The organism is Nocardioides kribbensis (assembly GCF_015070375.1).
Classification (GTDB): Bacteria; Actinomycetota; Actinomycetes; order Propionibacteriales; family Nocardioidaceae; genus Nocardioides; species Nocardioides kribbensis.
Map to the genome: position 1 here is coordinate 24,196 of NZ_JADCLL010000006.1, position 24,675 is coordinate 48,870.

General features: G+C 74.8%; 24 protein-coding genes and 1 riboswitch. Of the genes, 12 read left to right on the forward strand and 12 right to left on the reverse strand.

The annotated features are described in order from the left end of the window. Window positions 1–65: 65 nt before the first annotated feature. The 3 genes from IR170_RS13350 to IR170_RS13360 are packed head-to-tail and all read right to left on the reverse strand — an operon-like array spanning window position 66 to window position 2,534. Window positions 66–572, reverse strand: a complete 507-nt coding sequence (locus tag IR170_RS13350) for a flavin reductase family protein (protein ID WP_193664822.1) — start codon at window positions 570–572, stop codon at window positions 66–68. Next, the gene (gene macS, locus IR170_RS13355; protein WP_193664824.1) at window positions 569–1,753 is read right to left on the reverse strand and encodes a MacS family sensor histidine kinase; all 1,185 of its coding nucleotides are present in this window, start codon (window positions 1,751–1,753) and stop codon (window positions 569–571) included. The genes IR170_RS13350 and macS overlap by 4 nt, the downstream gene beginning before the upstream one ends. A gap of 19 nt (window positions 1,754–1,772) precedes the next feature. Next, on the reverse strand, window positions 1,773–2,534 hold the full coding sequence (locus tag IR170_RS13360) for a lysophospholipid acyltransferase family protein (protein WP_193664826.1): 762 nt from the start codon (window positions 2,532–2,534) through the stop codon (window positions 1,773–1,775). Window positions 2,535–2,635: 101 nt separating this feature from the next. On the opposite strand from IR170_RS13360, the gene IR170_RS13365 reads away from it, so the two are divergent. After that, window positions 2,636–3,442, forward strand: a complete 807-nt coding sequence (locus tag IR170_RS13365; RefSeq protein ID WP_227489286.1) for an alpha/beta hydrolase — start codon at window positions 2,636–2,638, stop codon at window positions 3,440–3,442. Window positions 3,443–3,460: 18 nt separating this feature from the next. Further along, window positions 3,461–3,970: a hypothetical protein gene (locus IR170_RS13370; RefSeq protein WP_193664828.1), complete on the forward strand. Its 510-nt coding sequence runs from the start codon at window positions 3,461–3,463 to the stop codon at window positions 3,968–3,970. A gap of 33 nt (window positions 3,971–4,003) precedes the next feature. Here IR170_RS13370 and IR170_RS13375 read toward each other — a convergent pair whose 3' ends face one another. The 5 genes from IR170_RS13375 to IR170_RS20385 are packed head-to-tail and all read right to left on the reverse strand — an operon-like array spanning window position 4,004 to window position 8,236. Further along, window positions 4,004–4,990: an ROK family protein gene (locus IR170_RS13375; protein ID WP_193664830.1), complete on the reverse strand. Its 987-nt coding sequence runs from the start codon at window positions 4,988–4,990 to the stop codon at window positions 4,004–4,006. Window position 4,991: 1 nt separating this feature from the next. After that, window positions 4,992–5,933 (reverse strand): ROK family glucokinase, encoded by a 942-nt coding sequence (locus IR170_RS13380; RefSeq protein WP_056862474.1) that lies wholly within the window; start codon window positions 5,931–5,933, stop codon window positions 4,992–4,994. After that, window positions 5,930–6,577: a hypothetical protein gene (locus IR170_RS13385; RefSeq protein ID WP_193664832.1), complete on the reverse strand. Its 648-nt coding sequence runs from the start codon at window positions 6,575–6,577 to the stop codon at window positions 5,930–5,932. The genes IR170_RS13380 and IR170_RS13385 overlap by 4 nt, the downstream gene beginning before the upstream one ends. Continuing rightward, window positions 6,574–7,782, reverse strand: a complete 1,209-nt coding sequence (locus tag IR170_RS13390) for an ArsA family ATPase (RefSeq protein WP_193664834.1) — start codon at window positions 7,780–7,782, stop codon at window positions 6,574–6,576. The genes IR170_RS13385 and IR170_RS13390 overlap by 4 nt, the downstream gene beginning before the upstream one ends. A 13-nt stretch (window positions 7,783–7,795) precedes the next feature. Continuing rightward, window positions 7,796–8,236, reverse strand: a complete 441-nt coding sequence (locus IR170_RS20385) for an SRPBCC family protein (protein ID WP_056862471.1) — start codon at window positions 8,234–8,236, stop codon at window positions 7,796–7,798. 298 nt (window positions 8,237–8,534) lie between these two features. Between IR170_RS20385 and IR170_RS13400 the strand changes: the two genes are divergently transcribed. The 10 genes from IR170_RS13400 to IR170_RS13445 all read left to right on the forward strand — a co-directional run bounded on the left by IR170_RS13400 (window position 8,535) and on the right by IR170_RS13445 (window position 20,188). After that, on the forward strand, window positions 8,535–10,328 hold the full coding sequence (locus tag IR170_RS13400) for an AMP-dependent synthetase/ligase (protein ID WP_193664836.1): 1,794 nt from the start codon (window positions 8,535–8,537) through the stop codon (window positions 10,326–10,328). Window positions 10,329–10,879: 551 nt separating this feature from the next. After that, on the forward strand, window positions 10,880–11,617 hold the full coding sequence (gene cpaB, locus IR170_RS13405) for a Flp pilus assembly protein CpaB (protein WP_193664838.1): 738 nt from the start codon (window positions 10,880–10,882) through the stop codon (window positions 11,615–11,617). A 4-nt stretch (window positions 11,618–11,621) separates the two neighbouring features. After that, entirely contained in the window at window positions 11,622–12,815 is a 1,194-nt protein-coding gene (locus IR170_RS13410) for an AAA family ATPase (RefSeq protein ID WP_193664840.1), read from the forward strand. A gap of 4 nt (window positions 12,816–12,819) precedes the next feature. Further along, window positions 12,820–14,406 carry a CpaF family protein gene (locus IR170_RS13415; protein WP_193664842.1) on the forward strand — a complete coding sequence of 529 codons (1,587 nt, stop codon included), beginning with the start codon at window positions 12,820–12,822 and terminating at the stop codon, window positions 14,404–14,406. Beyond that, a complete protein-coding gene (locus IR170_RS13420; protein ID WP_193664851.1) occupies window positions 14,406–16,421 on the forward strand; it encodes a type II secretion system F family protein in 2,016 nt (671 codons plus the stop codon). The genes IR170_RS13415 and IR170_RS13420 overlap by 1 nt, the downstream gene beginning before the upstream one ends. 1 nt (window position 16,422) lies before the next feature. Then, window positions 16,423–17,343 (forward strand): type II secretion system F family protein, encoded by a 921-nt coding sequence (locus tag IR170_RS13425; RefSeq protein WP_056904549.1) that lies wholly within the window; start codon window positions 16,423–16,425, stop codon window positions 17,341–17,343. A 13-nt stretch (window positions 17,344–17,356) separates the two neighbouring features. Then, complete coding sequence (locus IR170_RS13430) at window positions 17,357–18,967, forward strand: sensor histidine kinase (protein WP_193664853.1); 1,611 nt, start codon at window positions 17,357–17,359, stop codon at window positions 18,965–18,967. Continuing rightward, window positions 18,964–19,620, forward strand: a complete 657-nt coding sequence (locus tag IR170_RS13435) for a response regulator transcription factor (protein ID WP_056862464.1) — start codon at window positions 18,964–18,966, stop codon at window positions 19,618–19,620. The genes IR170_RS13430 and IR170_RS13435 overlap by 4 nt, the downstream gene beginning before the upstream one ends. A gap of 175 nt (window positions 19,621–19,795) precedes the next feature. Next, on the forward strand, window positions 19,796–20,011 hold the full coding sequence (locus IR170_RS13440) for a Flp family type IVb pilin (RefSeq protein WP_193664855.1): 216 nt from the start codon (window positions 19,796–19,798) through the stop codon (window positions 20,009–20,011). Window positions 20,012–20,020: 9 nt separating this feature from the next. Further along, window positions 20,021–20,188, forward strand: coding sequence for a Flp family type IVb pilin (locus tag IR170_RS13445; RefSeq protein WP_193664858.1), 168 nt, complete (start codon window positions 20,021–20,023; stop codon window positions 20,186–20,188). A gap of 108 nt (window positions 20,189–20,296) precedes the next feature. On the opposite strand, the gene IR170_RS13450 is transcribed toward IR170_RS13445, so the two are convergent. The 4 genes from IR170_RS13450 to IR170_RS13465 form a co-directional block, all read right to left on the reverse strand. Next, on the reverse strand, window positions 20,297–21,517 hold the full coding sequence (locus tag IR170_RS13450) for a hypothetical protein (RefSeq protein ID WP_193664861.1): 1,221 nt from the start codon (window positions 21,515–21,517) through the stop codon (window positions 20,297–20,299). 48 nt (window positions 21,518–21,565) lie between these two features. Continuing rightward, a complete protein-coding gene (locus tag IR170_RS20390; protein ID WP_056904554.1) occupies window positions 21,566–22,564 on the reverse strand; it encodes a C40 family peptidase in 999 nt (332 codons plus the stop codon). A 12-nt stretch (window positions 22,565–22,576) separates the two neighbouring features. Then, window positions 22,577–22,731: riboswitch (cyclic di-AMP (ydaO/yuaA leader) on the reverse strand. 195 nt (window positions 22,732–22,926) lie between these two features. Next, entirely contained in the window at window positions 22,927–23,133 is a 207-nt protein-coding gene (locus IR170_RS13460; protein ID WP_193664864.1) for a hypothetical protein, read from the reverse strand. Window positions 23,134–23,260: 127 nt separating this feature from the next. Next, on the reverse strand, window positions 23,261–24,559 hold the full coding sequence (locus tag IR170_RS13465; protein ID WP_193664866.1) for an NYN domain-containing protein: 1,299 nt from the start codon (window positions 24,557–24,559) through the stop codon (window positions 23,261–23,263). Between the last annotated feature and the right edge of the window lie 116 nt (window positions 24,560–24,675).

Here is a 24,675-nt window from a genome sequence, read left to right on the forward strand (position 1 = left end):
CGGACCCTACCCAGGTCGGCGGGCCCTGACGCGTGGTCGGCCGCGGGTCCCCCGGACCGTGAGGGTCAGCCCAGCCGCGAGTAGCGCCCCCGGCGGTGGCCGAGCGGCTCGACGTCGTCGCCCACCTCGACGTGCTCGACCAGGCAGGTCAGCAGCCGCGACCAGCCGGCCGGCTCCGCCGCGACCAGCCGCACCCCGGCCCACGTGGTGGCGTCGGCCAGCCGCGGCCCCCAGGCGGTCTCGGTGAACGCCGCCTGCCGGAAGGGCCCTCCGGGCGCGGGCGCCGTGCCGGCGAACTGGTCGGCCAGGTCGCGGTGCCCCCAGGCCAGCAGCTGCACCACGAGGGCGTCGCCCACGTCGACGGAGTCGGCGAGGTCGGAGTCGGGGTCGACCAGCCCGAGCACGCGGGCGGGCTCGCCCCCGGCCACCAGGAACGAGCTGACGGTGAGCCCGGCGCGCGCGGGCCCGGCGCCCGTGGTCCACAGCGAGACCGCGCCGCCGGTGCGGCCGCGGAGGCGGCGTACGGGGTCGGGATCGGGGTCGGCGAAGGGATGGGTGTCATGGATGGTCATGCGTCCTCCTGCGCCGCGTCACGGCGTACGACGAGCTCCCACTCGGTGCCGTGCGCGCCGGTGCTGAGCGTGGCGGTGCCGCCCAGGTCGACCAGCCGGCCGACGACGGAGCCGCTCACCCCCATCCTGCCCTCGGCCTCGGCGCTCGCCAGCCGGCCGGGGGCGATGCCCGGGCCCTCGTCGCGCACCGAGACCTCCACCCGGGCGCCGAGGTCGTCGAGCAGCACCCAGGCCGGGGCCCCCTCGCCGACGTGGCGCGCCACGTTGTCGAGGCAGGCTCCCACCGCCGCGGCGACCTCGCCCGCGACGTGACCGGGCAGCAGCACCGGCTCGGCCGGCACCACCACGGTCACGCCGGCCCGCTGCTCGAAGCGGGCCAGGGCGACCGCGAGGTCGACGGTCGCAGGGCCACCGGAGCCCGGCACCGCCCCGTCGGCCCCGTCGCTCCCGTCACCGCCGCGCCCCAGGGAGGCCTCCTCCTGCACGAGCCGGCGCAGCGCCGCCTCCTGTTCCCCGGCGAGCCGGGCCAGCTGCGCGCCGTCGCCGCCCAGCTCGCGACCGCGGCGCTGCACGAGCGCGAGCACCTGGAGCACGCCGTCGTGCACGGCGCGCGCCAGGCGCACGCGCTCGGCCGCCGCCGCGGCGGCGCGCTGCGCGAGGTCGCGCTCGGTGGCCATCTCCTGCAGCGAGCCGCACATGTAGCCCACGATCGGTCCGCCGATGACGAGCAGGAAGACGTTGCCGTAGTTGTTCTGCGTGAGGTCCTCGCGCACCAGCAGGTCGGTGCCGCCCAGCACCAGCCCGGCGACCAGGCCGCCGGCCCAGCGCCAGTGGACCGCCCAGGCCAGCAGGGCACCCATCACCCAGAAGCCGGGCAGCGACGCGCTGAACCCGTCGCCCTTGAGCAGCGGCGTCACCGCCAGCGAGCCCACCGCGAGCCCGAGGTCGGCCACGAGCAGCAGCGCCGTGCGCCGCCGGACCACGGCGTACGCCGCGAGCGCCACGCCGGTCCACACGACCATGGCGACGACCGCCGCCGCGGCCCACCGCGGGTGCTGGAAGTTCCCCGCGCGGTAGAGGTTGAGCCCGACCGCGTTGGCCAGCACCACCACCCGCAGCACGGCGAGCGCCCGGAACAGCCGGTCCTCGACCGCCCGCGCGGCCGCGCTCGCGGGACCCACCGGTCTCAGCCCGCCGGTCTCAGGAGGCCTGGCGCCGGGAGTCCTCGGCGGCCTTCTCCTCCGCGCGCGCCCTCGCCTGCTCCTTGCCTTGCTCCTTGGCCTGCTCCTTGGCCAGGTCCTTGGCGCGGGTGGCGTACATGTCGACGTACTCCTGCTCGGAGAGCCGCATGATCTCGTACATGATCTCGTCGGTGACCGAGCGCAGGATGTAGCGGTCGTTCTCGAGGCCCTCGTAGCGCGAGAAGTCCAGGGGGCGGCCGAAGCGCACGATCGGCCGGGTGAACGAGCCGAACTTCTTGCCCGGGGGCGCCACGACATCGGTGCCGACGACGGCCACCGGGATCACCGGCACCCCGGTCTCCAGCGCGAGGCGGGCCACGCCGGTCTTGCCGCGGTAGAGCCGACCGTCGTGGGAGCGGGTGCCCTCGGGGTAGATGCCGAAGAGCCCGCCCTCGCCGAGCACGCGCTTGGCCGACGCCAGCGCGCCCGCGGCCGCGTCGCCGCTGGTGCGGTCGATGGGGACCTGGCCGGAGCCGGAGAAGAACGTCTTCTGCAGCCAGCCCTTGAGGCCGGTGCCGGTGAAGTACTCCGCCTTGGCCACGAAGGTCACCCGCCGCGGCAGGGTCAGCGGCATGAAGAGCCAGTCGGCGTAGGAGAGGTGGTTGCTCGCCAGGATCGCCGGGCCCTCGGGGGGCACGTTGTCGCCGCCGAAGGTCTGGGGGCGGAAGACGACCCGGAGCAGGGGGCCGATCGCGACCCACTTGAGGAACCAGTAGAACACCGAGACACCCTCCCCGACCTCGCACGCCTGTCACACCACGACCGCCAGCGCCGATCAGCTGGAGGGGCCGTCGGCCCGGGTCGCCAGGCGAAGACTAGGGCATGATCGCCGCCATGGAGACCCAGCCGCAGGTCCACCCGCAGGCGCAGCCGCTCTCGATCCCCGCGCGACCGGAGCTCACCGGCGGGCGGCGGGTGGGGGTGCTGCTCAGCCACGGGTTCACCGGCTCCCCCGCCTCGATGCGACCGTGGGGCGAGCGGCTCGCAGCCCGCGGCTACGCCGTCGAGGTGCCGCGCCTGCCCGGGCACGGCACGTCGTGGCAGGACCTCAACACCGTGGGCTGGTCGCAGTGGCGCGACGCGCTCGACGAGACCCTGGAGGAGCTGGCCGCGCGCTGCGACGCCGTCGTGCTCGCCGGGCTCTCCATGGGCGGGGCGCTGGTGCTGCGCCTGGCCGCCGACCACGCAGACGACCCCCGGGTGGCCGGCGTCGTCGTGGTCAACCCCGCGCTGGCGACGAAGCGCCTCGACGTCAGGCTGCTGCCCGTGCTCAAGCACGTCGTGCCGTCCTTCCCCGGCATCGTCAACGACATCAAGCGACCCGGCACCGACGAGCACGGCTACCACCGCACGCCGCTCAAGGCGGCCCACTCGATGATGCGCGCCTGGCCGGGGGTCGTGGCCGACCTGCCCCGCATCTCGGTCCCGCTGCTCTACCTGCGCTCCACCGTCGACCACGTCGTCGACGACTCCACCGAGCCGCTCGTGATGGACCGGATCTCCTCGCCCGACCGCACGCTGGTCCGGCTCGAGGACAGCTACCACGTCGCCACGCTCGACAACGACGCCCAGCGGATCGTGGAGGAGACGCTGCGCTTCCTCGAGCGGGTGACCGCGCCCGCCCGCTGACCGCGTACCGTGGGCCGGGTGCAGCGTGAACCCCACGACGCCGAGGACGGGTCGACCGACCCCCACGACGCCGCCTGGCGCGCGATCGTCGACAACTACGGCGACCGCCCCGAGCTCGACCCCGACGACCTCCCGGGGGCGGGGCCGCGCCACGACGACGCCGCGGCCGGCCCCGGTGACGCACCGGAGCCGCCAGCCGAGCGCGTGGGCAGGTGGCGCCTGGAGCCCGGGACCCCCGTCGAGGGGCCCCGCGACCCGTTCGCGCTGACCCCGGAGGACCGCTTCGTGCCGCCGGAGCCGCCGCCGGTGGACCGCCCGCCGCTCGACCGCCTCGCGGCGTGGGTCGGTGTGCTCGGCGCCCCCGTGGTCGTGGTGGCCCTGCTCCTGCTCTCCACCGTGCTCGGCGTCGGATTCCCCGGCTGGGTGCTGCTGCTGCTGGTGGCCGCCTTCATCGGCGGGTTCCTCTACCTCGTGGCCCGCATGCCGCGCGAGCCCCGCGACCCCTGGGACGACGGCGCCCAGGTCTGAGCCCCACCCGCGGGCGTCGGCACCCGGGTGGCCTCAGCCTCCGGCGGCCCCGCGCGCCAGGTACGCCGCACCGACGACACCGGCCTCGGGGCCGAAGCGGGCCCGCAGCACGGGGGGCACGCGGCGGTGGGCGGCGCCGACCAGCGACCTGGCCAGGGCCGAGCGGGCCGGCTCGAGCAGCCGGTCGCCCGCGGCCGAGACCCCGCCGCCGACCACGACGACCTCGGGGTCGAAGGCGGCCACGAGGTTGGCCAGGCCGACACCGAGCCAGTCGCCGACCGACGCGAAGGCCTGCCGGGCCAGCAGGTCGCCGTGCTCGGCGGCCTCGGTGACCATCGGGCCGAGCAGCCGCTCCGGCACGCCACCGCACATCTCCTCGAGCACCGTGGGCTCGTGGCCGAGGCGGTCGCGGGCGAAGCGGACCAGGGCGTTGCCGCTGGAGTACTGCTCCCAGCAACCCCGGCCCCCGCACTCGCACGGCGCGCCGTCGGGCACGACCTGCGCGTGACCGAACTCGCCGGCCATGCCGTTGGTGCCGCGGTGCACCCGCCCGCCCAGCACGACCGCACCCCCGATCCCGGTGCCCATCGTGACCACCAGGGCCTCCGAGGTGCCCTGGGCGGCACCGGCCACGCACTCGGCCAGCGCGGCGCAGTTGGCGTCGTTGTCGAGGGCGACCACGGTCTCCCAGCGCGCGGCCAGCCGGGCGCGCACGTCCTCACCGCGCCAGGGCAGGTGCGGGGCGAACATCACCCGCTCCCCCGCCGCGTCGACGAAGCCGGCCGCGGCCAGGCCCACCCCCGCGACCGGTCGTCCGTCGGCCACCTCGCGCACGGCCTCGTCGAGGGCGGTCTCCACCAGACCCACCTCGACGCGGCGGCCCGGGGTGGAGCGGCGGGCGATGCGCGGCAGGGAGTCGTCTGGGGCGACCTCGGCGGCGAGCACCTTGGTGCCGCCGACGTCGACGCCGATGAACAGCCCGGCGCCGTCGCGCGACGCCGACTCGTGGGGCGGGGCCACGTCAGTAGCGCGCGAGGTCGGCGGCGCCGATGAGGCCCGCGCGGTTGCCCAGACGGGCCTTGCGGATCTCCAGGCTGGGGCGGTGCCCCCGCCCGGTGAGGTTGGCCGCGAAGGCCTGGCGGATCGGGCCCAGCAACAGCTCGCCGGCCTCGCTGACCCCGCCGCCGATCACCACGACGGCCGGGTCGAGCACGGCGGTGAGCGAGGCGATGCCCTCCCCGAGCCAGCGACCGAGGTCGGCCAGCTGCTCCACGGCGAAGGGGTCGCCCTCGCGCGCGGCCTCGGTGATGAGGGGGCCGGTGATCGCCTCGGCCGCCCCGCCGGCGCGGTCGAGCAGGGTGCGCGCCAGCAGCGAGCCGCCCGCGGCGGCGCCGCGGGTCTCGCGCACCAGCGCCGAGCCGCTGGCGTACTGCTCGAAGCAGCCGTAGTTGCCGCAGCCGCACAGGTGCCCGCCCGGCACGACCCGCATGTGGCCGATCTCGGCGCCGACACCGAAGGCGCCGCGCCGCAGGTGGCCGTCGAGCACCAGCCCGCCGCCGACGCCGGTGCCGACGGTGACGAGCAGCAGGTCGTCGACGTCGTGGCCCGCACCGAAGCGGAACTCGCCCCAGGCGGCGGCGTTGGCGTCGTTCTCGATCACCACCGGCAGGTCGACGCGCGCCTCCAGCTCGGCCTTGAGGTCGACGTGGCGCCAGGCGATGTTGGGCGCGAACATCACCACGGCGCGCGACTTGTCGACGTAGCCCGCGGCGCCGACGCCCACGCGGGTGATGTCGTGGCGGCTGCGCAGCTCGGTCACCAGCCCGGCGATGGCCAGCTCGATGGCCTCCTCGTCGGAGGCCGGGGAAACCACGCGCAGCTCCTCGAGGATGCTGCCGTCCTCGTCGACCACGCCCCCCGCGATCTTGGTGCCGCCGACGTCGATGCCGCACGTGAGCGTCACTGGTCCTCCTGGAGGTGCTGGGTCTGGTGCTGGGTCTGGTGCTGGGTCTGGTGGTGCGGGGTCTGGTCGGGCTGCTCGGCCCGCGGTGGCCGGGCCGGGTCGGGCGGGTCGTCGTCGAGGTCGATGTGCTGCACCCGGGACGGGCGTCGCTCAGCCGCGGCCCCGGTGGGGTCGGCCTCCGAGCGGTCCGACCCCGTGGTGCGGGGGCCGGCGTCGTCGGGCACCTGGGTGGCCAGGACCCCGGCGGCGGCCTGCACGAGGGAGGAGGCCGCGGAGGTGAGGTGGGCCCGCACCTCCGGGCTGAGCTGGCGCACCGCGGTGACCGCACGGCAGACCGGGCACCAGGCGCACTCGGGGGCACCTGTGGCGAGGTTGTCCTGGAGACCGCGGTGCACGTGCTCGCCGACGCGGGCGGCCTGCTCGGCCACCTGCTCGGCCAGCCCCGAGAGGCCGGCGCCGAGGCCCGACCCCAGTTCCGCACCCAGGCCTGCGCCGAGGCCGGGGCCCTGGTCGCGGGCCCAGTCGGCGAGGGCGCCCATGAGCTTCGCGGCCTCCTCGGCCACGTCGCCCACGTCCTCACCGGACCCGCTGGGCGCGTCCGGCTCGCCCGCAGCGCCCGGCGGCTGCTCCTCCGGCCCGGTCACGACGTGCGCTCCCGTCGCGGGGGCACGTCCACGGCCGCGGCGGGAGCCCCGGCGAAGCGCACCTGCAGCTCCCCGTCGACCACGCCCGCGCCGACGAGGTCGAGGCGCGCGAGGGCGGTGGGCAGCGTGAGCAGGCGGCGGTAGGACCCCACGGTCACGACGAGGTCGTCGGCGGTGCGGGCCAGGTCGACCTCCGAGCGGGTGGCGCCGGGCAGGGCCAGGCGCAGGACGGCGCCGTCGCTGCTGCGGGTGATGCGGAAGGGGCCGGGCCCCGTGGGCGCGGCGAGCGGGTCGTCCCCGGCGTAGAGCTCCTCGGCCAGGCCGCGCAGCGCCTCGAGGCCCACCGGCTCCTGCGCGCGGTAGGCCGCGCGCCACACCGGGAGGCCCGCGAAGGACTCCTCGACGCCGGCCAGCACGTCGTCCTGGGCCAGCACCCAGCCGGCGCGCCAGTCGTCGGAGCCGCCGGCCGGGAAGACGCGGTTGGCCACGACGCCGTCGACGCGGTAGCCGAAGAGCGACAGCGTCGTGTGGAGGCGACGGGCCTCGGCCACGACGACCTGCTCGGGGGTGAGCACGAGGCGCACGTTGGCCTCGGGCCCCGAGAGCAGCGCCTGCACCTCGATCAGGTCGGCGTGCAGCCGCTCCAGCGCGCCCAGGACGGAGTCGGCGGGCAGCGGCACGCCCGCCGCGCGGGTCAGCACGGGGCGCAGCGCGCGCACCAGGCGCCGGTCGGGGGGCAGCGCGCGCTCGACGTACCACCCCAGCGCCTCCGGCAGGGCCAGCAGCCGCAGGGTCTCGGCGGTGGGCGCGCAGTCGACGACCACGACGTCCCACTCGCCGGTGAGGGCCTGGGTGCGCAGCTCGAGCAGCGCCAGCACCTCCTCGGCGCCGGGCACCACGGTGAGCTCCTCGGCGGTGACCGCGTCGACGCCGGCGCGGTCGAGCACGGAGAGCAGGTAGCCCTGCACCTCCACCCAGGACTGCTGGAAGCGCAGCTGCGCGTCGACCTGCTGCACGCTCAGGTGCGGCGCGACCTCGGTCGGCTCGCTGCCCACCGCCACACCGAAAGCGTCGGCCAGCGAGTGGGCGCCGTCGGTGGAGAGCAGCAGGGTGCGATGACCCTCGGCGGCGGCACGGGCGGCCGTGCCGGCGGCGACGGTCGACTTGCCCACGCCGCCCTTGCCGGTGAACAGCAGGATGCGCACTGGTGCGTCCCGGTCAGGCGATCGACTCGACGCGCTTCTTCAAGCCCTTCAGCGCCGTGTCGATGAGGATCTTCTCGCCGCGGCGCTTGAGCATGCCGATGAGCGGGATGGTGACGTCGAGGGCGAGGCGGTAGGTGACCTCGGTGGAGCCGCCGGGCAGGGCACGCAGGGTGTAGGCACCGTCGAGGGAGCGCAGCATCTTGCCCTCGACCAGGGTCCAGGTGACCTCGCGGTCGCCCGACCAGGTGTAGGCCAGGGTGTACTCGTCCTTGATCGGGGCGACGTCGAGGACGAAGAAGACCTGCGCGGCCCGGTCGCCGCTGCCGGGCTCGACGACCTCGACCGTCTTCACGCCCTTGGCCCAGGCGGGGTACGACGGGAAGTCGGCGATCACCGCCATGACGTCGGCCGGCGCGGCGTCGATCACGATCGACGACGTGGTCTGCTCGGCCACGCGAGCCTCCTTGTTCCTACGGCGTTCTTGCGGCTTGGTCTGGGGCTCGGCCGGTGGCGGGCGCCTCGGCCGGGTGGGATCCGGGCGACCCGGCGGCCGCACGTCGACCTGGCAGGTCCACCACGGGGCACGCCGATGACGGGGGCAGGTCGATTCGCGAGCGTACCGGATGCCGCGCCCACGACCCCCAGCGGTAACCTGCGCCGGGACCGACCTCCTCGCGGTCGCGCCCGGACGGCCGACGACCGCCCGCTCCGGATCCGCTCCGGACCCCCGCCAGCACCCCACAGGAGGCACCGTGCGTGAGTTCTCCACGCCCCTGACCATCGAGGTCCCCGCGACCGGCAACCTCACCGACGACGTCGTGCGCAACGCCGCCGAGGCCCCCGACGCGGTCGTCTTCAGCCGGCCCGCCCCCGACGGGTCGGGGTGGGCCGACGTCACCGCGGCCACGTTCCTCGCCGAGGTGCGCGGCGTCGCCAAGGGCCTGGTCGCCGCCGGGATCGAGGCCGGCGACCGCGTCGCGCTGATCTCCAAGACCCGCTACGAGTGGACGCTGCTCGACTACGCGATCTGGTTCGCCGGCGCCGTCACCGTGCCGGTCTACGAGACCTCCTCCGAGGAGCAGGTCGCCTGGATCCTGCACGACTCCGGGGCCCGCGCGGTCGTGGCGGAGACCAGCGCCCACGTCGCCCGCGTGAGCGCCGTGCGGCGCGACCTGGAGGAGCTCGTCCACGTCTGGTCGATCACCGACAACGCCGTCGACGTGCTCACCCGCCTCGGCGGCGACGTCACCGACGCCGAGCTGGAGGCACGACGTACGACGGCGACGCCGCTGGACCTGGCCACCCTGATCTACACCTCCGGCACCACCGGGCGGCCCAAGGGCTGCATGCTCACCCACGGCAACTTCATGTTCGAGCTGGGCGTGGCCGTCGACGAGCTGGAGCGGCTCTTCGAGGCCGAGGGCGCCTCGACCCTGCTCTTCCTGCCGCTGGCCCACGTCTTCGCCCGGATCATCCAGGTCGGCGCGGTCAAGTCGCGCACCCGGCTGGGCCACAGCGCCGACATCACGCACCTGCTCGACGACCTCCAGGTCTTCCGCCCCACCTTCATCCTCGCGGTGCCCCGCGTCTTCGAGAAGGTCTTCAACACCGCCTCGCAGAAGGCGGCCGCCGACGGCCGCGGCGCGATCTTCGACAAGGCCGCCGAGACCGCCATCGCCTACTCCCGCGGCCTCGACAGGGGCCGCCCGTCGCTGGCGGTCAAGGCCCGCCACGCCGTCTTCTCCCGGCTCGTCTACGCCAAGCTGCGGGCCGCCCTCGGCGGGGAGTGCACCCACGCCGTGTCGGGCGGGGCGCCGCTGGGCGAGCGGCTGGGCCACTTCTACCGCGGGATCGGCCTCACCGTGCTCGAGGGCTACGGCCTCACCGAGACCACCGCGGCGCTCACCGTCAACCTGCCCGACGCCGCCAAGATCGGCACGGTGGGTCGTCCGCTGCCCGGCACGGCCGTGCGCGTGGCCGACGACGGCGAGCTGCTCTTCCGGGGCGGCCAGGTGTTCGCCGGCTACTGGCGCAACGAGGCCGCCACCGCCGAGTCGCTCGAGCGCGACGGCTGGTTCCACACCGGCGACGTCGGCGAGGTCGACGACGAGGGCTTCGTGCGGATCACCGGGCGCAAGAAGGAGATCCTGGTGACCGCCGGCGGCAAGAACGTCGCTCCCGCGGTGCTGGAGGACCGGCTGCGCGCCCACCCCCTGGTCGACCAGTGCATCGTGGTCGGCGACGGCCAGCCCTTCATCGGCGCCCTGGTCACCCTCGACCCCGAGTCGCTGGCCGCGTGGGCCCAGACCCACGGCAAGACCGGCGGCGTCGAGGCGCTCGTCGACGACCCCGACCTCCAGGCGGAGATCGAGGCCGGCGTCGAGGAGGCCAACAAGGCGGTCTCGAAGGCGGAGTCGATCCGCAAGTTCCGCGTGCTCACCGAGGAGTGGACCGAGGAGGGCGGCCAGCTCACCCCGAGCCTCAAGCTCAAGCGCAACGTCGTCATGCGCCAGCTGCGCGCCGAGGTGGACGCGCTCTACTCCTGACGCATACGACCGGCGCATCCGACCGGCGCGGCTCAGGGCCGGGGTTCCCTTCTTCCCCGGGTCCCGCCCCCTCGGCAGCGGGCCAGCGGTCGCAGGACGGGTGACCCAGGCCTCGCCCTCTGCGCAATTGCGCGATCCACGCACCCGGATCACGCAATTGCGCCGCCGCAACGACGGCACGGCTGACGCACGGCGAGCTCTGCGCCACTTCGACCACCAAGCCGGCCCCCACCCCGCACCAACCACGCAAAGCCCGGCCCCCACCACCCCACCGCTCCCCCCACCCCGCGCAATTGCGCGATCCACGCACCCGTCAGCCGAACCCACGGGTGTCCGAGGCGTCCCAGGCGCCCCACGAGCACCCGGAGTCCCACCCGACGAGACGGCGGGACCTTTTGCTCAGCAGCGGTGGCGATTGACCGAAAAGCCAGATGCACCGCCGGCGCGTCCCTAGCATGAGTCGCGGAGGGGCGCCAGGGCCGGATCGGCCCGGGCGCCGGTGCACGGGGCCCGAGGGCGGTCCCGTCTGAGCCGAGGAGAGGTCACCGACGATGGACCGACGCAGGGTGCTCCTGGTGGTCGCGGCCGTGGTGGCCGCCCTGGGCACGGTGCTGGTGTTCCTCTACGTGCAGGGAGCCGACAACCGGGCCGAGGCGCAGTTCGCGACCCAGGAGGTGCTGGTCGCCAACACCCAGATCGAGCGCGGGGAGACCGTGCGCCAGGCCCTCGACAGCGGCAAGCTGTCGCGCGAGGCCGTCGCCGAGGGGCAGATCCTGCCCGGGGCGCTGAGCGAGGCCACCGACGTCGCCGACCTGGTCGCCCTCACCACGATCTACCCCGGTGAGCAGATCGTGCCGCAGAAGCTCGGGGCCACCGCGGCCGGCGAGTCGCCGCTCACCATCCCGCCAGGCAAGATCGCGGTCTCGGTCAACCTCACCGACCCCGCCCGGGTCGCCGGCTTCATCACCCCCGGCTCGGAGGTGGCCATCATCTACAACGGCACCGACCCGGCCGGCCAGCAGTTCACCCGCACGCTGATGACGCGTGCCACCGTCCTGGGCGTCGGCTCCACCACCCCGGTCAGCGTGGCCGCCGCCGCCGACGGGCAGGAGGCCCCCGCGCCGGCGGAGCAGGTGCCCAACACGCTGCTCACCCTCGCCGTCGACCAGGCGCAGGCCCAGCGCATCCTGTTCGCCCAGGGCTCCGGGGAGCTGACCTTCGCGCTGCTGACCCCCGAGGCCGACCTCAAGGCCGACCCGGGCGTCACCGCCGAGAACCTCTTCGGGTGACGACGTGCCCGTAGTCGTCGACCCCGACCCCGCCGTCCTGACCGCCCTGCTCCCGGCACTGCCCGCGGGCAGCCAGGCCCTCGACACCACCGACCGCATGGCGGCCTGGCTGGCCCAGCACCACGACGAGTACGTCGTCGTGCTCGGCCCCGGCCTCAAGCTGGTCGACGCCCTCGACGTGTGCGAGCAGCTGCGCACCTCCCGCCCCACCGTCAGCGTGGTGCTCGTGCTCGGCGAGCTCGACACCACGATGCTCACCCAGGCCATGAAGGCCGGCGCGCGCGACGTGGTGCCCGAGGGCGACCTGGAGTCGCTCACCTCGGCCGTCGCCCGCGCCCACCAGCTCTTCGTCGCCCTGCGCGGCCCCGCCGGGGCCACGCAGGTGGGCAAGGTCGTCACCGTCTTCTCCCCCAAGGGCGGCGTCGGCAAGACGACCATGGCGGTCAACCTCGCCCTGGCGCTCAACGACGGCGGCGCCCGCCGCGTCTGCCTCGTCGACCTCGACCTCGCCTTCGGCGACGTGGCGATCACCATGCAGCTCTTCCCCAACCACTCCCTCGAGCACGCCATCGGCTCGGAGGACAGCCTCGACCTCACGCTGCTCGACGGGCTCCTCACCCGCCACCGCGACTCGCTCATGGTGCTCGCCGCACCGGCCCACCCCGACGTGCGCGAGCGGGTCACGCCGCTGCTGGTGGCCCGCATCCTGCGCACCCTGCGCGAGGGCTTCGACTACGTCGTCGTCGACACCGCGCCGTCCTTCGACGAGCAGGTCCTCACCGCACTCGACGAGACCGACGAGTGCGTCGTCGTGGCCACCCTCGACGTGCCGACGCTGAAGAACGTCAAGGTCGCCCTGGAGACCCTTGAGATGCTCGACATCGCTCCGGGCCACCGCCACCTGCTGCTCAACCGCGCCGACGACGCCGTCGGCATCAGCGCCGAGAAGGTGGAGACCATCCTCGGCATGCCGGTCGCGGCGCAGATCGCCACCTCGATGGACATCGCGGCGGCCACCAACGCCGGCACCCCGATCGTGGTCGGCTCCCCCGACCACCAGTCCAGCACCGCGATCCTCGCCCTCGCCGCGGAGCTCGTCGGCGACGCCGACGACCGGGCCGCCGCCCCGGCTACCACGTCGACAGGTGCCCCCGCCGAGCCCACCGCCGCGAAGGCCCGCTTCCGGATCAGGAGATGACGCGATGAGCACCCTCGCCGACCGTCTCGCCGCGGCCCGCCGCGCGTCCGGGTCCCCCGCCGGATCCAGCACCACGACGTCCACCACGACCACCGAGGCCGCACCGGGGCGGCCCGCTGAGGAGTCCGGCGCGCCGCAGCCGGCCCGCCACCGCGGCCCGGTCGGCGCGGTGACGCCCGAGGCCAGCGTGCAGGCGGCCGCCGCGGCCGCGGCGTCGTCCGCCACGGTTGGCTCGGCCCTCACCACCCGGCGACCCGCGCCCGCCGAGCAGCCCTCGGTGGGCGCCGCTGCCCGGCGTACGCTCGCCTCGCAGCAGGGCGACCGGATCGAGGAGCTCAAGAGCAACGTCCACGTCGAGCTGCTCAAGCAGCTGGGGCCCCACCTCTACGCCTCCGACATGGACCAGGACGAGCTCGACCAGCGCGTGCGCGCGGTGCTCGCCGAGGTGCTGGGGGCCCAGGACCGCCCGCTCAGCAGCAGCGACCGCGCCCGCGTCACCCAGGAGATCAGCGACGACATCCTGGGCTACGGACCCATCGAGCCCTACCTGCGCGACCCCGACGTCTCCGAGGTCATGGTCAACGGCCACGACTCGATCTGGCTGGAGAAGGGCGGGCGGCTGGTGCCGGCCACGGCCCAGTTCGCCGACGAGGACCACCTACGCCGCACCATCGACAAGATCGTCTCCCGCATCGGCCGGCGCGTCGACGAGTCGAGCCCCATGGTCGACGCCCGTCTGCCCGACGGCAGCCGCGTCAACGCCGTGGTGCCGCCCCTGGCCGTCGACGGCTCGGCGCTGACCATCCGCAAGTTCGCCGCCGACCCGCTCACGGTCGACGACCTCATCCGCTTCGGCTCACTGAGCCCGCACACCGCCGACTTCCTCGACGCCTGCGTGCGCGGTCGGCTCAACGTCATCGTCTCCGGCAGCACCGGCGCCGGCAAGACGACCACGCTCAACGTGCTGTCGTCCTTCATCCCCGACGACGAGCGCATCGTCACCATCGAGGACGCCGCCGAGCTCCAGCTCAAGCAGGACCACGTCGTGCGGCTGGAGTCGCGCCCGGCCAACATCGAGGGCAAGGGCGCGGTCACGATCCGCGACCTGGTCAAGAACAGCCTGCGCATGCGCCCCGACCGCATCATCGTCGGCGAGGTCCGCGACGCCTCCGCCCTCGACATGCTCCAGGCCATGAACACCGGCCACGACGGCTCGATCTGCACCCTGCACTCCAACGGACCGCGCGACACGCTGGCCCGCATGGAGACCATGGTGCTGATGGCCGGCATGGACCTGCCCGTGCGCGCCATCCGCGAGCAGGTCGCCTCGGCGGTGGACCTGATCGTGCACCAGACCCGCTTCAAGGACGGCACCCGCCGCATCACCCACATCACCGAGGTGGAGCGCATGGAGGGCGACGTCATCACGCTGCAGGACATCTTCGTCTTCGACAACGCCATGGGCTTCGACCACGACGGCCGCACCCTGGGTCGGATGCGTCCCACCGGGCTGCGCCCCAAGTTCCTCGACAAGATGGCCTACGCCAACGTCACCGTCGACCCGGTGCTCTTCGCGACGGACCGGATCTGATGCGCCCGCACTCCCCGACGGGGTCCGGCGCGACCACGCCGCGGTCACGCAGACGGCGCCTGCTGCGGGGCGCGGCCCTGCTCGCCGTCGCGGCGACCCTGGGCCTGGGGGCCGCCGGCCCGTCGCTGGCCGCCGGCTCCGCCCCCGGTTCCCCTGCCGGTTCCCCTGGCGCGGCCGAGGCCACGATCTCGCACGTCGAGCCCCGCGACGACGGCGCCGAGGTGCTCGTCTCGGTGCCGCCCGACAGCGACGTGGACCTCGGTGGCGTCTCGGTGACCGTCGACGGCACCGCGGTCGAGGCCACCGCCCAGCCCGCGGGCAGCTCCGGCGCGGTGCGGCGCACGGCGGTGCTCGTGGTCGACACCAGCAACTCGATGGCCGGCGAGCGGTTCGCCGCGGCCCGGCAGGCCGCCCTCACCTTCCTCGACAGCGCACCCGACGACGTCCTGGTGGGGGTCGTCGCCTTCTCCGGCGAGGTCACCGCGGCGCTCGAGCCGACGCTCGACCGCGACGCCGCCCGCGAGGTCGTCGAGGGCCTGTCCCTCTCGCGCGACACCCTGCTCTACGACGGCGTCCTCGGCGGGGTCGCCATGGCCGGCGACGAGGGCCAGCGCAAGCTGCTCGTGCTCTCCGACGGCGCCGACACCTCCGACACCGACATCGACGACGTCGCCGCCGCCGTCGAGGACTCCGGCGTGCTGGTCGACGTCATCGCCCTCGAGCAGGACTCGGCCCAGCAGAAGGTGCTGCAGACCCTCTCGCGGGCCGGCCAGGGCCAGGTCGTCGCCGCCGACAGCGACGCGCTGCGCGCCGCCTTCGCCGAGGAGGCCGACGCCCTCGACCGCCAGGTGCTGGTCAGCCTCACCGCCCCGGCCGACCTCGCCGCCACCGAGGCCGAGCTGCGGATCGCCCTGCCGACACCGCAGGGCGAGGTCGTCGCCGAGGCCTTCACCACCGTCAGCGCCGCCAGCGCGGTCGCGCCCGGGAGCGCCGGACTCGACGCGTCCGTCGTCGAGGACAGCGGCTGGGTCGCCCCGGCCTGGACGATGTACGCCGGGGTCGGCGCCCTCGGCGTCGGCCTGGTCGGGCTCGTCGTCCTGCTGGTGCCGCGACCGGCCGCGCCGATGACCGCCGCCGAGCGGGTCGAGTCCTACACCGCGAGCACCTCCGGCGGGTCCCGGCTGCCGGCGGTGCCCAAGGTCGACCCCGACCAGGCCCTCCAGCAGGCCAAGGACGCCGCCGGCAAGGTGCTGCGCCGCAACAAGGGGCTGGAGGCCCGCATCGCCGTGCGCCTCGACGGGGCCGGCAGCGACCTCAAGGCCGCCGAGTGGCTGCTCGTGCACACCGGCGTCGTGCTCGCGGCCGGCCTGATGGGGCTGCTGCTCGGCCAGGGCAGCCTCGTCGTCGGCCTGCTCTTCCTCGCCCTGGGCGTGCTCGGGCCCTGGATCTACCTCGGCGTCCGGCGCTCACGGCGCCGCAAGGCCTTCAACAGCGCGCTGCCCGACACGCTGCAGCTCATGTCGGGCTCGCTGTCGGCGGGGCTCTCGCTGGCGCAGTCGGTCGACACCATCGTGCGCGAGGGCGTCGACCCGGTCGCCTCGGAGTTCCGCCGCGTGCTGGTCGAGGTGCGCCTCGGGGTGAGCCTGGAGGAGGCGCTCGAGAGCGTCGCCGAGCGCTTCGAGAGCAAGGACTTCGAGTGGGTCGTCATGGCGATCCGCATCCAGCGCCAGGTCGGCGGCAACCTCGCCGAGCTGCTCGACACCGTCGCCGGCACGATGCGCGAGCGGGAGTACATGCGCCGCCAGGTCGCCGCGCTCGCCGCCGAGGGAAAGCTCTCCGCGTGGGTGCTCGGGCTGCTCCCCCCGCTGTTCATGGTCTACCTCGTGCTCACCAACCGCGACTACGTCGCTCCGATGTTCACCGAGCCCCTGGGGTGGTTGATGCTGGGCGGCGCCGGGCTCATCCTGGGCCTGGGTGTGTTCTGGATGAGCCGGCTGATCAAGGTGGAGGTGTGAGATGACCATGGTCTTCCTGCTCGGGGTCGTGCTCGTCGCGGTCTCCCTCGTGCTCGTCGGTGCCGCGTTGCGCACCGACGCGGAGTCGGCCGGGGTCACCCGCTCCCTCGCCGTGCTCGAAGCCATGACCGACGCTCCGAAGGTCCTCACCGAGGAGATCGACCGGCCCTTCGCCGAGCGGGTCCTCGACCCGCTGCGGGCCCGCGCCCTCGTGGTCGGCCGCAGGATCACCGGCGCCGACGCCGCCGAGCGGATCCGGCGCAAGCTCGACCTCGCCGGCAACCCCGCCGGTCTCACCGTCGACAAGGTCGTGTCGGCCAAGGTGCTCGGCGCCGTCGCCGGGCTCGTGGTGGGCGTGCTGGTCGCGCTGCTGCTCGGCGCCTCGCTCGGCGTACTCCTCGGCGTGGGTCTGGGCGCGCTGGTGCTCGGCTTCCTCGGCCCGAACCTGTACCTCTACCAGAAGACCTACGACCGCTCCGCGCAGATCCTGCGCGAGCTGCCCGACGCCATCGACCTGATGACGATCAGCGTCGAGTCGGGCCTCGGCTTCGACGCCGCGCTCCAGCAGGTCGCCCGCAACACCGAGGGTCCGCTGGCCGACGAGTTCGCCCGCGTGCTCAAGGAGATGCAGATCGGCCAGGGTCGCTCGGCGGCCCTGCGCGGCCTGTCGGAGCGCACCGACGTCGACGATCTGCAATCCTTCGTCAGTGCCATGGTCCAGGCCGACTCGTTCGGCATCCCCGTCGCCCAGGTGCTGCGCGTGCAGTCGAGCGAGATGCGCGTGAAGCGCCGCCAGCGCGCGGAGGAGAAGGCCCAGCAGGTGCCGGTGAAGATCACGGTGCCGCTGATCTTTTGCATCCTGCCCTGCCTCTTCATCGCCGTCATGGGCCCGGCCGTCATCAGCATCATGGACAACTTCTAGTGGGCCGCCCCCGGTGAAGGACCTCCAGCCGCTCTCCATCAGTGCCGCCGCACGAGCCTTCGTGCTGGTGGCCCTGCTGGTCCCCGTCTCCCAGGGGCGAGGGTCGGCTGCCGCCTACGCCCTGGTCGTGGCCGGGCTGGCCTGGCTCCTGGCCAGCTTGGCCGAGCGGCGCAGGGACAGGTCGTCGCTGCCGCTGCTGGTGGGCGAGGCGCTGGTGGTCGGCGTGGCCGCGGGCTACGGCCTGCCGGGCACCATCGCGATCCTCGGCACCCTCGCCGTGCCGCCCTTCGTCGCCGGGCTGAGCCGAGGATTCGCCGGCACCGGGGTGGCCCTGAGCGTCGAGCTGGCGGCCCTCCTGGCCGCCGTCGAGCTCGTCCACGACGGCGCGAGCGGCGAGCAGGCCTTCAGCATCGTCACCTGGACCATCACCGGCCTCGGGCTGGGCCTGATCGCCACCTTCCTGCGCTCCTCCATCGCGCGCACCAACGACCCCCTCGAGCCCTACCGCTTCGCCCAGGAGCTGCTGCGCCAGCTCATCGACCTCAGCGGCGGCTTCAGCTCGGGTCTCGACCCCAACGCCCTGGGCGGGGCCATCCTCAGCGGGGTGCGCGACGAGATCCCGACCTCCACCCTGGTGCTCTACGTGCCCCGCGGCGACGGCCTCACGCCGCTGCTCACCCGCTCGCTGGAGGGCGAGGACCTCGGCGACAGCGAGCTGCGCGCCGAGCGCTCGTGGGCGGGCGCCGCGATCCTGGTGGAGGGCCGCTCCTTCGCGTTCCCGCTCTCCACCGGCGCCGGCGTCGCCGGCATCGTGGCCGGCACTCTCTCGGAGCGGCTCGACCCGGTGCCGCTCGACCTGCGCGACCGCCTGGTGGGCCTGGCCCGCGGGCTCGGCCCCAGCGCGGTGCACCTCGACACCGCCCTGCTCTTCGCCTCCTTCCGCGACGCCGCCACCGCCGACGAGCGCCGCCGGCTCTCCCGTGAGATGCACGACGGGGTGGCCCAGGAGATCGCCTCCCTGGGCTACGTCGTCGACGCCCTGGCCGCCCGGCCCGCCGACCCCCAGCAGGCCGAGCGGATCGAGATGCTGCGCGAGCGGATCAGCGCGATCGTCGCCGACGTGCGCCGCTCGGTCATCAACCTGCGCACCACGGTCGGCGAGAGCGAGAGCCTCGGCGCGGCGATCGGTGCGATCGCCCGCAACCTCAGCGAGGTCTCGGGCCTGGCCATCGAGGTCACCCTCGACGAGCACACCGGCCGGCTGCGCCCGGAGGTCGAGGCCGAGCTCTTCCGGATCACCCAGGAGGCCGTCAACAACGCGGTCAAGCACGCCCGCTGCACCACCGTGCGGGTGCACTGCCAGGTCCACCCCCCGCGCGCGTCGATCAGCGTGGTCGACGACGGCCGGGGCCTCGGCGAGCCCCGCACCGACTCCTTCGGCCTCGGCATCATGCGCGAGCGGGCCCGTCTGGTGGGGGCCGACCTCACCGTCGAGGACCTCCCCGGCGGCGGGGTCAGCGTGCGGGTGAGCCTCGGCGACCGGCCGGCGCCGCAGGACTCGTCCCAGCCCTCGGGCCCGGCGGCAGACAGCGAGCCCGTGAGCACCACTACAGTGAGGGCATGACCGACCAGCCGATCCGTGTCCTGCTGGTGGACGACCACGAGCTCATCCGCACCGGACTCTCCGGCGTCTTCGAGCTCGAGGCCGACATGACCATCGCCGGGGTGGCCGCCACGGTCAGCGAGGCCATCGCCTCCTTCGACACCCTGGCGCCCGACGTGGTGGTCACCGACCTGCAGCTGCAGGACGGCACCGGCCTCGACGTGGTGCGCGCGGTGCGCAAGCAGAGCACCACCGTCGGGCTGGTCGTGCTGACCATGCACTCCGGCGACGACCAGATCTTCGCCGCCATGGAGGCCGGCGCCTCGGGCTTCGTCGGCAAGGACGCCCCGTCGGCCGAGGTCATCCGCGCCGCGCGGCACGCCAAGGTCTCCCCGCGGTCCTTCGTCTGCACCGGTCTGGTCGGGGCCATGATGCGCCGCACGGCCGCGGAGTCGACCCGGCTCACCGACCGGGAGCACGAGGTGCTGCTGCTGCTCGCCGACGGCCTGGGAGCCGCCGCCATCGGCGACAAGCTCTACCTCAGCGAGTCGACCGCCAAGTCCCACATCGCACGGATCTACCAGAAGCTCGGCGCCGCCAACCGCGCCCAGGCCCTCGTCACCGCCATGCGGATCGGCCTGCTGTCGAGCATCGCCCCGGGCGGCCGGTCCTGAGGCTCCGCCGACCGGGCCATGGGCCCGCGGCGGGCGGTGCCGAGGGGTAGTCCGAAGGGACTACCCGGGTCGGAGCGGTGGGCCGATCCGGCGGCGGGCGATCCCTAGCAGGATCAGTGGTGTGAGGTCCCCCGACCTCGACCGCAGATCCACGGACCACATGGGAGCCCCAATCATGATCACCTACCTGAGCATCCTGCTCAACGCCCTCCGCACCGACCGCGACGACGAGCGCGGCGCCTCCGCCGTGGAGTACGGCCTGCTCATCGCCGGTATCGCGGCCCTCATCGTCGTGGTGGTCTTCGCGTTCGGCGACAACATCCAGGACATCTTCACCAGCACCTGCGACAGCGTCAACGGCACCGCCGCCGCTGGCTGCACCACCGACTGACGCACTCCGGTGGACCACGACGAGATCGGTGCCTCAGCGGTCGAGTACGGCCTGCTGATCTCCGGCATCGCCGCCCTCGTGGCCGCCGCGGTCTTCGCCTTCGGCGGCGGTGTCGACGGACTCTTCGGGGACACCTGCGACACCGTCAGCGCCAGCACCGCCACCGACGGCTGCTGAGACCGGCACCCCAGCACAGCACGACCCCGTGAGGGGAGGGACGAGCAGCCCCCGTCGACCACAGCGGTGGTCGACGGGGGCTGCTCCGCGTCCGACGACGTCCCGGTCTCAGCCGGGGGCGTCGGCGAGGGCCCGCAGGTCACCTCGCCACTCCCGCGTCAGCTGCTCGACCCCCAGGCCCGACACCCGCCGCAGGGTCGCGCCGAGGTCCTCGCCGCGGCTGGTGGCCTCGTACAGCCGCACGAGCGCCTGCTGGCCTGCGCGCTCGGCGACGACCCGGCAGGCCAGCCAGGCGCTCTCGTAGGTCGCCCCGAGATGGGTCTGCGCGACGTCGAAGTCGGAGGTGCCGGGCAGGGCCGCGGGCAGGCCCTCGCGCCGCACCCGGGCGATGGCCTGCGCCGCGGTCGTGGAGAGGGGCAGGTCGACGTCGCGCAGGGCGACGTAGTCGGCGAAGCCCTCGACCAGCCAGAGCGGCGCCCGGCTGGTGGGGGCGTCGGTGACCGCGTGGGTGGCCTCGTGGCTCATCACCACCTGGGCGCCGGTCGGGCGCAGCCCCGACATCTCCTCGGGGTTGACAAAGACGTGCAGCGGGCCGCCCGGCTCGTCACGGCCGTCGACGGGGGCGGTCACCGCGGCGACACCGGCGTAGGTGCCGGCCGGCACGTCGAGCAGCGCATCGAGCTGGTCGGCGCCGGCGGGCACCTCGACCACCAGGCGGGTGCGGTCGGCGGGCACCACGCGCGCGACCACCGGCACGGCGCGGCGGGCCAGGGCGGCGTACTCGCGCAGCTCGGCGGCGCCGCCGGCGACCATCACCAGCGTGTCGGGGGTGCGGGCCACCCGCAGCGGCTCGGCGAGCCACAGGGGCGTGCGCAGGCCCCCTCCCCCGGCCGAGACGAGGGCGACGCGGTCGGGCTCGGCCCGCAGCGTGAACGCCACCTCGGTGCGGGCGGGCGCCGGGTCGAAGCCGCGCAGGCGCCAGGTCACCTCGACCGCCGCCGACCAGGTGCCGGCCGCGTCGACGGCGCTCGCCTGCACGACGTAGCGCAGCGTCACGCCGGTGAGTCCTAGGGCGTCGGCGTTGTCGACCGCGGCCCGCAGCCGCTCCGCCGCGGCCGGGTCGTCCTCGGGAGCGAGGGCGGCCGCCGCCGCGGCGTCGCCGCTCGCGATCGCCTGCTGCAGCCGCTGCAGCGCCGCGGTGGCCAGGCCGGGCTCGGCCTGCCCCGCCGCGGCCGGGTCGGGACCGGCCGGTGCGACGTAGGGCGAGTCGGCGACCCGCCACACCGCGAGCCCGGCGAGCACCAGCACGCACAGCGAAAGGCCGGCCACCCACGTGCGTGGGCGACCGGCCTTCGAGGTCGGGGCGTCGGTCAGGGCTCAGCCCGGGCGGACGGCGCCGACGTAGGGCATCGACATCACCGGGGCGGTGGTGACACCGCTGCCGGGGTTGGCGGCGTGCACGATCATGCCGTTGCCGATGTACATGCCCACGTGGCTGATCGGGCTGTAGTAGAAGACCAGGTCGCCGGGCTGGAGGTCGCTGGAGCTGACCTGCGGGCCGGAGGAGAACTGGGCGCTCGAGCTGTGCGGCAGGGAGACGCCCGCCTGGGCCCAGGCCATCATGGTGAGGCCCGAGCAGTCGAAGGCCGACGGACCGGCCGCGCCGTAGACGTAGGCGTCGCCGACCTGGGCGAGGGCGTACTGCACCGCGGCGGCGGCGCGGCCCGAGGCCGGCACGCTGGTCGGCGCGGGCGCGGCCGTGCGGGCCGAGCTGTCGCGCGAGACGACGGCCTCGCGGGCCTCGGTCTCGAGGCGGTCGAGCAGCGACTCGGCCTCGGCGAGCTTGTCGTCGATGGTCGCCTTCTCCTCGGCGAGCTGCTCCTTGGTCTCCGCGACGTCGGCGGCGCGCTGCGCGACGGCCTGCGCCCGGATGTCGAGGGCCTTGGTCTCGAGGGTGTAACTGTCGAAGAGCTCGTCCTGCACGGAGTCGAAGGACGACATCGTGGTCATCTGGGCCAGGAAGGCGCTGGGGTCGTCGGAGACGACGACCTGGCCGACGGCGGAGATGCTCTCGCCCTCGTACTGGCGCACGACGGAGTCGCGGACCTGCTCGCGCACGGCGTCGAGTCGGGCGTCCTGGCGGTCCTCGTCGGCGTTGAGCGCCGCCAGGTCCTTCTGCAGGTCGGCCAGCTCGATGCGGGCGTCGTTGAAGCGCTCCGAGGCCTGCTCGGCCTCGTGGTAGAGACGGTCGACGCGTGCCTCGACGTCGTCGATGTCGGGCTCGGCCTGGGCCGGCGAGGTGGGGATGAGCCCGATCGCACCCACGAGGGTGAGTCCGACGAGGGCGGTGCTGAGTCGTTTCCGGCCGTGCTGCACGAGCGGACGGTCTCCCTTGCTGTCGTACGCCTACCGGGTGAGCTGACGGATTCGGGCACGACTCGCCCTACGCCCGCTCCTCGCACCGGTGGGTGCGCCTCGCGGGAGATTCACCCCAGAAGAGTTGGTTCCCCGGCTCCGGCGCCGCCAGGCGGCGTCGGACTCAGCGTGGTGCCCGCGCGAACCGGATGGTCCACTGCCACGGGCACCTGAGCACGCGAGGTTAGTCGCCTCACCCCGGCGGACAAAACCCGCCCGCCGGATCGCCCCGGCGCGTCGGGCGCCTTCACGCAATCTTTACCCCCGTCAGCCCCTCGGGTCCCAGTGACCACAGGAGTCACACACGGCGCCGGGGGTCCGCCTCACGCGGACTCGGCGCCCGGGGTGTCGACCGCCCGCACCAGCCGCAGCGGCGGCACCAGGCCGCCGGCGGCGAGCGCCTCCAGCGCGGCCGCCTCGTCGTCGTCGAAGGTCAGCTCGGGCGGCGGCCCGAGCAGCACGGTGACCACGCAGTCGTGGCAGGCCAGGCCCCGGACCACGCAGCTGTCGCAGTCGATTCTCGTCGTCATGGGCGAGACGCTCGCAGGCGCCACCGACAGTCCTGCGCCGCACCGGGCGGGAGCGCGTGTCGCGGGGCCGGGTCCGTGGGCCGGCGGGTCGGTGGGCGGTGGAACGGCCCCGGCGTCGGCCCCGGCGTCAGACCCGGCCCAGCAGTCCCGCGAGGGCGTGGACGCCGACGACGCGCGCTCCGGAGCGGGTGACGTCGGCGCGCAGGCTGCGGTCGTCGGTGACCACGAGCACCGTGCGGCCGGCGGGCTCGGCCGCCACGAGGTCGCGCAGCACGTCGTCGGCGATCACCCCGGGCGGGCTGAAGAGCACCTTGACCCCGCGGGGCGGGCTGACGGGGGGCCGGTGCTCGGAGTCGGCGGCGTCGAAGACCACCGTGGTCTCGGCCCCCGTGCGCGCGACCAGCGGCGCCAGGGCGGCCAGCAGCCGGATCCGCTGGGCCTCGAGCGACGAGCCGCCCCACACGCCCTTGCTGACGTTGTAGCCGTCGACGAGCAGCCGTCCGTGGGGCAGGGCGAGCAGCTGCTCGAGCACCGCCGGGCTCACGGTGTCGGCGACGCCTCCGGGGGCGCGGGGTCCGCGCTCCGCCGCCACCTCGGCCTCGACCCGGTCGGCCGGGCTGCCGCTCACCGGCGGCAGGGCCAGCTCGCGGCGCAGCCCCGCGGCGGCGTCGATGACCGAGTCGAGCAGCAGACGGGCGCGCAGGCTGACCTCGTCGCGCTCGCTGCGGGCCGCGCGGCGCTCGGTGCGGCCGGTCGTCTCGAGCCGCTCGACCTGCGCCTGCAGCCGTCGTACGCCGCTCCGCTCGGCCGCCAGTGCGTCCTCGGCGGCCCGGCGGGCCCGGGTCTGCTCGTCGAGCTCGCCTCGGAGCCCGTCGAGGACCGCGTCGTCGACCGCCTGGTCGCCGCGGCGCGCCTCGGCCAGCCGGCGCCGCAGGCCCGCCACCTCGGCCTTGTAGTCCTCGACCTGCTGGCGGTGCAGGGCGCGTTGCTCGCGCAGGGCCTGCTCGGCCGCCTCCGCGCGGCGGCGCCACCGCGACTCCTGCTCGGCCTCCTGCTGTGCGGCCCGGGCCGCGGTCAGGTCGACCGCGGCGGCGACCGGCTCCTGCCAGCCCTCGGGGCGCACCAGCCAGGCCAGCGCGGCCGCCTCGACCGGGTCGTCGAGGCCCGCCAGGTCGGCGAGGGCCGACGACCGGCGCGCGGCGACCTGCACCGCCACCCGCTCGCGCAGGCGCTGGTCGCCCAGCGCTGCGGTGAGGGCGGTCGCACCGAGGCGCGCGCGCCGGGACGGCGTGAAGGCCGCGACCCGTCGCAGCGACGGCGGCAGCGCGGCCACGTCGGGCAGCACCTCGGCGCTCAGCGCCACCACCCGGGCGCGCACCGGCTCGGGGAGGTCCCCGAGGTCGGAGGGGGCGGCCGGGTCGGACATGGAGGGGCACCTCGCGGGGAAGTCGGGCGGGTCGGGACGGGCGAGTCGGGCGGGTCGGGACGGGCGGGCGGGGCGGGGCGGGCGGCTCGGGGCGGGCACCGCGCGGTGGGCCCACG

Coding starts and splice junctions, on each gene's coding strand:
- IR170_RS13465 (WP_193664866.1), bottom strand. CDS start 24,559: ATGTCCGACCCGGCCGCCCCCTCCGACCTCGGGGACCTCCCCGAGCCG.
- IR170_RS13365 (WP_227489286.1), top strand. CDS start 2,636: ATGATCGCCGCCATGGAGACCCAGCCGCAGGTCCACCCGCAGGCGCAG.
- cpaB (WP_193664838.1), top strand. CDS start 10,880: ATGGACCGACGCAGGGTGCTCCTGGTGGTCGCGGCCGTGGTGGCCGCC.
- IR170_RS13415 (WP_193664842.1), top strand. CDS start 12,820: ATGAGCACCCTCGCCGACCGTCTCGCCGCGGCCCGCCGCGCGTCCGGG.
- IR170_RS13350 (WP_193664822.1), bottom strand. CDS start 572: ATGACCATCCATGACACCCATCCCTTCGCCGACCCCGATCCCGACCCC.
- IR170_RS13435 (WP_056862464.1), top strand. CDS start 18,964: ATGACCGACCAGCCGATCCGTGTCCTGCTGGTGGACGACCACGAGCTC.
- IR170_RS13440 (WP_193664855.1), top strand. CDS start 19,796: ATGATCACCTACCTGAGCATCCTGCTCAACGCCCTCCGCACCGACCGC.
- IR170_RS13425 (WP_056904549.1), top strand. CDS start 16,423: ATGACCATGGTCTTCCTGCTCGGGGTCGTGCTCGTCGCGGTCTCCCTC.
- IR170_RS13460 (WP_193664864.1), bottom strand. CDS start 23,133: ATGACGACGAGAATCGACTGCGACAGCTGCGTGGTCCGGGGCCTGGCC.
- IR170_RS13420 (WP_193664851.1), top strand. CDS start 14,406: ATGCGCCCGCACTCCCCGACGGGGTCCGGCGCGACCACGCCGCGGTCA.